Raw genomic sequence first — 8,610 nt, forward strand, 5'->3', positions numbered from 1 at the left:
CGCACGCGCCAGCGCGCGGCGCTGCGGGGCGTCCGGGTAGACCCGGTAGTTGTAGCGGAGCTGCACGAACACGAACATATTGCGGTCTCATGGACAGCGAGGACGAATGTCGCCGTGACAGGCATACAGTTTCGGCGATGCACGTTCACTTGGTCTTCGTGACCAAGTACCGGCGTGCACCTGCTGGTGCACTACCCACCAAAGATCGCCGTCTCCAAACTGGTCAACAGCCTCAAGGACGTCTCCGCCCGCTACCTGCGACGCGAGTACACCACAACCATGAACCGCGCCATCACGCACGGACACCTGTGGTCACCGTCCTACTTCTCCGCCTCCTGCGGAGGCGTGCCACTCACGATCATCCGTCAATACATCGAGCAGCAACAACGTCCGCTCTGACCCACAGGTCAAAGCAGTCCCGAGATGCGTTTCATCCCCGGCCTGAAGGCCGGGGCTTTCACGCAAGATGATCGGTAACCCCGGCGCCGGCCGGCATGAACGCCCCTCCACTTCCCGGATGCGGGAAGTGGAGGGGCGCGGCGTTTCCCACGAGCGGCAATCTGGGCTGAGTGTGGGGGCGCCGTGCGCCCGAGGGCCCCGCGCCGAGGCGCCCGGCCCGGATCAGGAGTCCTGGGCCGGGCGCGGGCGGGACGCGACCACCGGTCAGCTGACCGCGGCGGCGAACGTGCCGGGCTCGTACGACCCTCCCCGCTGGCGGACGATCACGGCGAGCCGGTTGGCAGCGTCGATCAGGCCGACCAGCGAGACCGGCGCGGAGATCCGGTCGTCGTCGTAGTGCTTGCGCAGCTGGCCACCTGGCGTGGGCGGCGTCCCCCGGGTTCGCCTTCCCCGACACCTATGACCCCGCCTGGAAGACCCTCGACCTGGGCCCAGACATCGACCACATGGCCAGGGCCATGCCCGACACGTACCTATACGACCTACTGCCCGAGTGGCCGCAACGGCCGGGCGCGCTCGACTCCGAGGACATCGCCTTCGGCCGACCGGAGTTCCCGACCGGAAGCGCACCGCTGCTGCCGCACGACGAAGACCCGAACCGCTACCACCATCTGCTCCAGCTGTCCGGACAGGGCGAGTGGTACATCGGCGGCGACGGCGGCTGGATGCACTACTCAGAGGGCGTTGAGGTCCACGGCGGAGGCGATGGCGTGGAACCCGGCTTCGTTGGGGTGCAGGCCGTCCTGGGATACGTAGCCGGGGCGCGGCAGGGCGGCATCGGCGGGGTTCGCGAGGGCACGGTCGACGTCGAGGACGGCGTCGTACGCGCCACTGGTGCGAATCCAGCGGTTCACCGCGGTCCGGACCTTCTCGCCCTGCTCGCTGTAAACGGGGAAGAGGGCGCCCTTCATGGGCAGGATGGTTGCGCCGACGGCTCTGACGCCGTGGGCGTGGGCGGTCCGGATCAGCTCTTTGTGGGCATCGATGATCTGGCGTGCGGTCACGTGGGGTGCCGAGCCCATGCAGGGATCGCCCATCTCGGGGGCACCGATGTCGTTGGCGCCCAGGTGGATGATCACCGAGCGCACGCCGGGACGGTCGAGTACGTCACGCCGGAAGCGGTCGGTGGCCTTGTCCCCGTAGCAGGGGGAGCCGTTGAGGATGCGGTTGCCGCCGATGCCGGCGTTGACCACGTTCGGCGGGCGGCGGGCGGCAACGAGGCGTTCGGCGAGCTTGTCCGTGAAGCGGTTGTCGGCGCCGGGCGTGGCCCCCGTCCCGTCGATGAGCGAGTCGCCGAAGGCGACTGCGGTGTCGCGCTGTGGGGACGCGGCACCGGACACCTCGACACCGCTCAGGAAGTACCAGGCGTTCGTGGACTCCTTGAAAGCGTCGCCGCCGGAGTCGGTGAGACGGCTTCCGGAGGCGCGGTACGAGGTGGCGGTGGTGAATCGGTGAAAGGTGGCCGGGCCGGTGCGGTCCGCGAAGTACAGGGTGACGGTCAGTTTTTCCAGCGGGGAGGTGCTCAGGGGCGCGGCATCGCTCACGATGTCACGCCCGGGAGCGATGGCGGTGCCCGGGTGATCGCCGAATGTCAGCGTGCGTGCTGTACCGGGCCAGAGCTGGGCGTCCCCGGCGGACCGGCCGACGGTCGCGGCGGTGATCCGCAGCGGTGTGGTGCCGTACGCGTTGGACAGCCTGATCCGTAGCGTGGTGCCGCCGGTCGCGACGCGGACCACTTGGCGTACGGACTGGTCGGCGAATCCCTGCCGCGACCAGTTGGGCCCCCAGTCCTCGCTGCCCTCGATGGGCCGCTGCACGGCTGTGCCCCAGGCCCCGGTCCACACCGGCCCTTTGCCGGGGCGCGGCTGCTGCCGCGCGTCCTCGTGGGCCATGGCTGTCGCCGAGACCACGAGCGCGGTGAGCACCGCCGTGGTGGCGGCGAGCATGCCTCGCCATCCCGTCCTCTTCCACGGTCGTGGCTTTGCTGAACGCATCAGGGATCTCCTCGGTAAAGCGTGATGAGGAGATCCCAGCGTCCTTCGAGCCCGGGAGCACCGGGGCTGTCCCCCGAATCCGTCGTCGGGCTGCCCCTACCCAGGAGGCCCAGGAGCGGCCTCCCGGGTGAGCGGTTCAGTTGCAGAACAGGCTCAGGCCCAGCGCTTTACGAAGTCGATCACCGCGGAGTCGACCTCCACCGGGTTCGAGGCGCTCAGGAAGTGCTGACCGGCCTCGATGGTTTCCAGACGCGCCTCGGGGGCGTGGGTGAACATCCGTATCTCCTCTTCGGCGTTGGCCACGGAGTACACCTGGTCCGCGGTGCCGTGGAGCCACAGGAGGGGGCAGCGGACCTCGTCGAGCCTGCCGTGGAGTCCGTCGCGGTCGCGCAGGTTCACGGTGCTGAGGCGCAGGCGGCGGCGTCCGGCGTCACCGGCGTAGTTGGCGCGGTAGGCGGCGAGCCAGAAGTCGCGCTCCTCGCCCGAGATGCCGCCCAGGGCCGCGTCGAACACATCGTCCACGAACTGGTCCGGCACGACCCAGTCCTCGTCGACCGGGTCGGCGAGGGCGTCGACGATCGGGGTGTTGAACTCGATGCCGTCCCAGCACCCCAGGTCGCGGCTGCGCGGGCTCTCGAAGTCCATCGACGTGCCGAGCGGGATGACGCCCTTCACGACGTCCGGGGCGAGCAGCGCCATGCGGACCGCCACCCAGCCGCCTTGCGAGGTGCCCAGCACGAAGGCCTCGCGGATGCCGAGGGCCTCAAGGACCTGGAGGTTGGCGATCGCGCTGTCCCAGAAGGTGAAGTGCTGGTAGGTGGCCCGGGTACGGCCGTGGCCGTAGGGCTCCAGGGCGAGCAGGTTGGCCGTGGACGCGAGCGCCGGGTCGGCGAACTGCGGCCGGTAGAGGTCGGCCGAGGTGGTGTACGAGTTGATCAGGACCAGCGTCGGGAGCGCGGGGTCGTACGGCCTGGCGAAGGTGTATCCGACGGTCGATCCGCCCAGGTGGGGGATCTCGACGGTTTTCGCGATCGTGCTCATGAATTACTCCTCGGGCTGTGAATGGGGAATTTCTGATAACGGTCGCCGATCGGGCCTGGGTCGTTCACCTTGTCGGCGTCACCGCCTACGGGGCCACCAAGATCAAATCACCCTCTCAAGTCAACGACAACGTGTCCGGTATCACGGGGAATTGTCGGCCTCGATGAATCCGTTCCGTGCCTGGTATCGGGGCGCTTCGACCCGTCGCAGGATCAGCAGCGCGGAGGCCAGCAGCACGACGCCGGAGACGGTGAATACGGTGACGACGCCGCCGATACCGAACATCACACCGCCTGCGGCAGCCCCGCCCGCGATAGCGGACTGCACGCTTACCACCACGAGTCCGCCCGCGCTTTCCGCCTGGTCGGGCACCATGCGCGTCGCCCAGTTCGACCAGGCCACCGACACGCCGCCAAAGGCCAGGCCCCAGAGGACCACCAGAGCCGCGTACCCGAGGCGCCCGGCGGGAAGCAGCGCCAGGCCCAGTGCCGCGACGCCCATCAGGGCCGGTGTCAGTACCAGCGTCAGGCGCAGACTTTTCTCCAAAAGCCATCCGGCCGCCAGCGTGCCCACGAAGTTCGCCACTCCGAAGACGAACAACAGCAGCGCCAACTCATCGACGTCGACTTTCACCACGTTTTCCAGAGCGGGCCGGATATAGGTGAACAGGGCGTAGTGCCCGATGTGAACCAGCAGCATTCCCGCGATGCCGATGGCGAAGCCCGGGCGGCGCAGCACTTCCCACAACGTGCCCAGGCGTGCCGTGCCATCGGGTGCCATCCGGGGCAGGGCGAACAGCTGGAACACCAGCGTCACCGCCCCGAGTGCGGCCGCCGCCACGAAGGTGCTGCGCCAGCCGGACAGGTCGCCGAGGTAGCTGCCGAGCGGCACCGCCACGATGGTCGCCACCGCGATGCCGCTGAAGATGATCGATACCGCACGCGGCACCAAAGCCGCGGGCACCAGACGCATGGCGACGGCCGCCGCCATGCTCCAGAAGCCACCGAGTGCGACGCCCAGCAGGGTCCGCATCAGCAACAGCACCGCCATATTGGGGGCTACGGCCACCAGCAGATTGGAAACAATCAACAGGACGGTGAAGCCGAGCAACACGGTCCTTCGGTCGACCCTCCGGGTCAGGCTCGCCGTCAACAATCCGGAAAGCATCGCCGCCGCAGCCGTGACCGTCACCGACTGCCCCGCCAAGGCTTCCGACACTCCCAGGTCGGCGGCCATCGGAGTCAACAGGCTGGTCGGCAGATACTCCGCCGTCAGCAGCCCGAACACGCCCATCGCCAGCGAGAACACCGCCGCCCAGGACGATGAGCCAGGTTCTTCGGGCGGTACCCGTTCCGCATCGGCCATATCGCCCACATCGGCCGCTTCGCCGGTTTCGGCGTCGGGCACGATGCCGCGCACATCACTGCTCAACTTTCGCTTCTCCTGAATCGCATGAGAGGTTCAAGTCAAGCCTGCACGCGAACTTCAGGATGAGCTATGACAGAGCGTCTGCGATCTTTGACCAGGAGTCCGGGCGATGGGGACGCGGGGCAGTTCGCCCTGACGTCGGACCTCCTCAGCGAACTGCTGACCAGCATGCGGTTGCGCGGGGTTCGGTATCGGCGCGTCCATGTCGGCCCGCGGTTCGGCCTCAATTTCGACGCCAAGCCCGGCCGCGCCTATTTCCACTTCCTCGCCGTCGGTTCCGCCGTCCTGCGCACCGAGGACGGAACGGTCCACGAACTCTCGGCCGGAAACGCCATATTCATGCCCCACGGCGAATCCCATCAGCTGCTCTCCGGTCCGGACATACCGGCCCAGGGCATAGACAGTTTCGCCGCGGTCCCGCTCAGCGACGCGGTGTGTGCCGTGGACGTCTGCCCGAGCACCGACCCGACTCCCAGCGCGGTCTTCTTCAACGGCTTTATGGATTTCGACCTCGGCGGAATGCAGGGCCTCAGCCAGTTGATGCCCGATGTCATGCTGGTCGACGCCGAGGGGCAGCGTTACCCCGGGCTCATACCGATCCTCACGTCCATGAGGCGCGAAGTCTGCTCCGCGCGCGTGGGCTTCGCCGGAATCCTCGCCCGGCTGGCCGAAGTGGCGGCGGCCATGATCGTGCGGGGCTGGATCGAATGCGGATGCGACAACACCTCCGGCCTCGTGGCCGCGTTGCGCGACCCCCGCCTGGCCTGCGCCATCCTGGCCCTGCACCGGCAGCCCGGGCACCACTGGACCGTGGCGGAGCTGGCAGCGGAATGCAATGTCTCCCGGTCCGTCTTCGCGGACCGGTTCCAGACGACGATCGGCATACCGCCCCTCCGTTACGCCACGGAGCTGCGGATGCTCCTCGCCGGTCAGTGGCTGGCCCAGGACACCTTGCCGATCCAGTCCGTGGCGCAACGCCTCGGCTACACCTCCCAGGCCGCCTTCAGCCGCGCCTTCAAACGCGTCACCGGCCGCCCGCCCGGCGCCAGCAGAGACACCCCACATTCAAACGCTGCTGATGAGGGGCCGCTTCGGCTGCTACAAGAGCGCGATGTCTGATTGCCGCCAGCGCTCCTTGACGCGGTCGATGATCCTTGCGGCATGACTGATGCGTTCGCAGCGGACTCGGTGGCCCTCCTCACCCTCATGTACGCAGCCGAGGCGGAATACCTGGCGGCCGGTGGCCCCGGTGAGGCCTCGTTCGATCTTCTTGCTCCGTTCTTCGCTCCCGATGTCGTCCTGCACCAGGCAGACGCCCTGCCCTTCGGGGGCACCTGGCGTGGGCATGCGGGCATGGAGGAGTTTTTCCTCGCGATGAGCCGGACGTGGGAATCGTTCGAGATGGTGAAACAGGAATTCCTCGCCACCGGCGAGACCACGGTGGTACTCACCCAGGTCAGTGCGCGCGCACGTGCCACCGGCCGGAAGCTCACCTTCCCCATCCTGCAGACGGTCGAGTTCAAGGACGGGCGGATCGCCGAGGTCCGTCCGTTCTACTGGGACACCGCCGCGATCGCCGATGCCTGCGCGGCACCTGCCCAGACCGCTTGAGGTTCCGGGGTCCGGACGGCCGGACGGCCGGACGGCGGCGCCGGGGGTAGCAGGCAGCGCAGGGCGTTCGCGGTCGCGTCGTCCGCCGCGTGAAAGGCCCAGATCCTGTGGCCCTCGCTGCCCGGCAGTTCCAGGACGTGCTGGTCGAGTGCGAGCGCACCGAGCCTCGGGTGCCGGAACCGTTTGCGGTCCATCGTCTTCTCATAGAGGTGGTGCCCGCCCCAGGCTGATCTGAAGACATCGCTGTGCGCGGACAGCTCCTCCAAAAGCCGCCTCAGGCGGGCCGACCCCGCCTCGGAGCCGGACTGTGCGCGGAGGGCCGCCACCATGCAGCGGGCGAGTTCGGGCCACTCGGTGAAGAATGCCTGTGCTCCGCGGGCGAGGAACACCAGGCGGGCGTAGTTGTCCCGGGGCTCCAGCCCTTCGTGGAGAAGATCGCCGAGTGGGTTGGTGTCCACGATGTCGAGCCATCGGTTCACCAGCAGGGCGGGCACCGTCATGGAACGGAGCATCTGGTGCACGGCCTCCAGGCGATCGGTGCCCATGCGGGGCGCCTCGCCCCCGCCCATGGACGTCACCGGGGCGGACAGTTCGCGCAGATGACGTGCCGCGACGGCGTCCAGCAGCAACGCCTCGCACAGGCCCTCGACCACCGCGGGGGACGGTCGGCGTTCCCTCCCCTGTTCCAGGCGCACGTAGTAGTCGGTGCTGATCCCGGCCAGGAGCGCCACTTCGTCCCGCCGCAGCCCGGGCACCCGGCGCTGTGCCCCCGTGGCCAGCCGGTGATGTTCGGGCCGCACCCCATTCCGTCGGGCGCGCAGGAAGGCCGCCAGTGGTTCGCGTCCGCCGTGCCCAGGTGAAACCTTCATGCCGCCAGCGTAAGGACGAGGCGTTTCCGGGGTGGGTGTCCCACTCCTACCCGCCCGGTTCGCCGGGTGTCTAGCGTTCGAACGCCTACCGAAAGGTCCGGATCTCAGTCGGGCGACGGCCTCGATGCCCCGGCCCGGCACCGGCACAGAACGCCAAGGAAAAGAGATACATCGATGTTCGTCATCACCGGCGCCGGTGGCCGCACCGGGCGGGCCGCCGCCGTGCACCTGCTCGGGGCCGGGTACCGCGTCCGCGCCGTCGGCCGTTCGGCCCGGCGACTCGCCGACCTTGCCGCGCGCGGCGCCGAGGTGTCGGAGGCCGACCCGGCCGACCCGGCCGCGCTGGCGGACGCCTTCCGGGGCGCGGACGGCGTCTACGCGGTGATCCAGCCCAACTACCTCCCCGATCACCCCGACTTCGGCGCCTTCCAGGACCAGGTGGCGGCCTCCCTGACCACGGCGGTCGCCGAGTCCGGCGTGACCCGCGTCGTCGGGCTCAGCAGCTGGGGAGCCCGCCACGCCACCGGCACCGGACCGGTCAGGGGGCTCCACCGCTTCGAGCAGCGCCTCTCGGCCGTCCCCGGTGTCGACACGCTGTGGCTGCGGGCCGGGTACTTCATGGAGAACCTGCTGGACCACGTCGACTCCGCCAGGTCCCACCACCGCATCAGCGCCCCCTTCGAGCCCGGCCTTCCCCTGCCCTTCGTCACCACCCGCGATGTCGGGGCCCGAGCCGGGGAGGAACTCGCCGCCGGGACCTGGCACGGTACAAAGATCCTGGAGCTCCAGGGGGAACGCGACGTGAGCATGCGGGAAGCCGTGGGCGTGATCGCGAACGCCGTGCGTGCGGACGACTTCACCTACGAGCACACCAGCCTCGCCGACTTCCATGCGGCACTGCGCGGTCAAGGCGTGTCCGTCGACGTCGCGGACATGATGGCCGAGGTGGGCGAATCCGTTAACTCCCGGCACACGCGGATGGAGCAGCCGCGCACCGCCCGCACCTCCACCCCCACCTCCATCGAACGGTTCGTCGAGGAGGAATTCGCTCCCCGGTACCGCGCGGCCCGATCGGCTTGAAGGCCCTGGCCCACAGTGCGGGTCCCCGGCGCGGGCCGCGGGGGGCGGGGGGCCCCCCCCCCCCCGCGAGAAAGGGGGGGGGGGGGGGGGGGGCGTGGGGGGGTGGCCACCCCCCCCCCGGGGGGGCC

General features: G+C 69.1%; 8 protein-coding genes and 2 pseudogenes. 4 read left to right on the forward strand and 6 right to left on the reverse strand.

Annotation, left to right across the window (positions count from 1 at the left end):
* Window positions 1-78 (reverse strand): helix-turn-helix domain-containing protein (locus ABZ370_RS43780; RefSeq protein ID WP_358630464.1); only part of this gene is annotated, 78 nt, incomplete at its 3' end.
* An 11-nt stretch (window positions 79-89) separates the two neighbouring features.
* Between ABZ370_RS43780 and tnpA the strand changes: the two are divergent.
* Window positions 90-399: pseudogene (tnpA, locus tag ABZ370_RS43785) on the forward strand (IS200/IS605 family transposase).
* Window positions 400-663: 264 nt separating this feature from the next.
* On the opposite strand, the pseudogene ABZ370_RS43790 reads toward tnpA, so the two are convergent.
* The 4 genes and pseudogenes from ABZ370_RS43790 to ABZ370_RS43805 form a co-directional block, all read right to left on the reverse strand.
* A pseudogene (locus tag ABZ370_RS43790) lies at window positions 664-807 on the reverse strand (carboxymuconolactone decarboxylase family protein); the annotation flags it as partial.
* Between the two features lie 326 nt (window positions 808-1,133).
* Window positions 1,134-2,405 carry an SGNH/GDSL hydrolase family protein gene (locus ABZ370_RS43795; RefSeq protein WP_358634124.1) on the reverse strand — a complete coding sequence of 424 codons (1,272 nt, stop codon included), beginning with the start codon at window positions 2,403-2,405 and terminating at the stop codon, window positions 1,134-1,136.
* Between the two features lie 201 nt (window positions 2,406-2,606).
* Window positions 2,607-3,494: an alpha/beta hydrolase gene (locus ABZ370_RS43800; RefSeq protein ID WP_358634127.1), complete on the reverse strand. Its 888-nt coding sequence runs from the start codon at window positions 3,492-3,494 to the stop codon at window positions 2,607-2,609.
* A gap of 141 nt (window positions 3,495-3,635) precedes the next feature.
* The gene (locus tag ABZ370_RS43805; RefSeq protein ID WP_358634129.1) at window positions 3,636-4,925 is read right to left on the reverse strand and encodes an MFS transporter; all 1,290 of its coding nucleotides are present in this window, start codon (window positions 4,923-4,925) and stop codon (window positions 3,636-3,638) included.
* 66 nt (window positions 4,926-4,991) lie between these two features.
* On the opposite strand from ABZ370_RS43805, the gene ABZ370_RS43810 reads away from it, so the two are divergent.
* Complete coding sequence (locus tag ABZ370_RS43810) at window positions 4,992-6,041, forward strand: AraC family transcriptional regulator (protein WP_358634132.1); 1,050 nt, start codon at window positions 4,992-4,994, stop codon at window positions 6,039-6,041.
* Window positions 6,042-6,083: 42 nt separating this feature from the next.
* Window positions 6,084-6,533, forward strand: a complete 450-nt coding sequence (locus ABZ370_RS43815; RefSeq protein ID WP_358634135.1) for a nuclear transport factor 2 family protein — start codon at window positions 6,084-6,086, stop codon at window positions 6,531-6,533.
* Here ABZ370_RS43815 and ABZ370_RS43820 read toward each other — a convergent pair.
* Entirely contained in the window at window positions 6,476-7,402 is a 927-nt protein-coding gene (locus ABZ370_RS43820) for a helix-turn-helix transcriptional regulator (RefSeq protein ID WP_358634138.1), read from the reverse strand. The genes ABZ370_RS43815 and ABZ370_RS43820 overlap by 58 nt on opposite strands.
* 174 nt (window positions 7,403-7,576) lie before the next feature.
* On the opposite strand from ABZ370_RS43820, the gene ABZ370_RS43825 reads away from it, so the two are divergent.
* Entirely contained in the window at window positions 7,577-8,482 is a 906-nt protein-coding gene (locus tag ABZ370_RS43825; protein WP_358634141.1) for an NAD(P)H-binding protein, read from the forward strand.
* The last annotated feature ends 128 nt before the right edge of the window (window positions 8,483-8,610 follow it).

This window comes from Streptomyces sp. NPDC005962, from assembly GCF_040629205.1.
GTDB lineage: Bacteria > Actinomycetota > Actinomycetes > Streptomycetales > Streptomycetaceae > Streptomyces.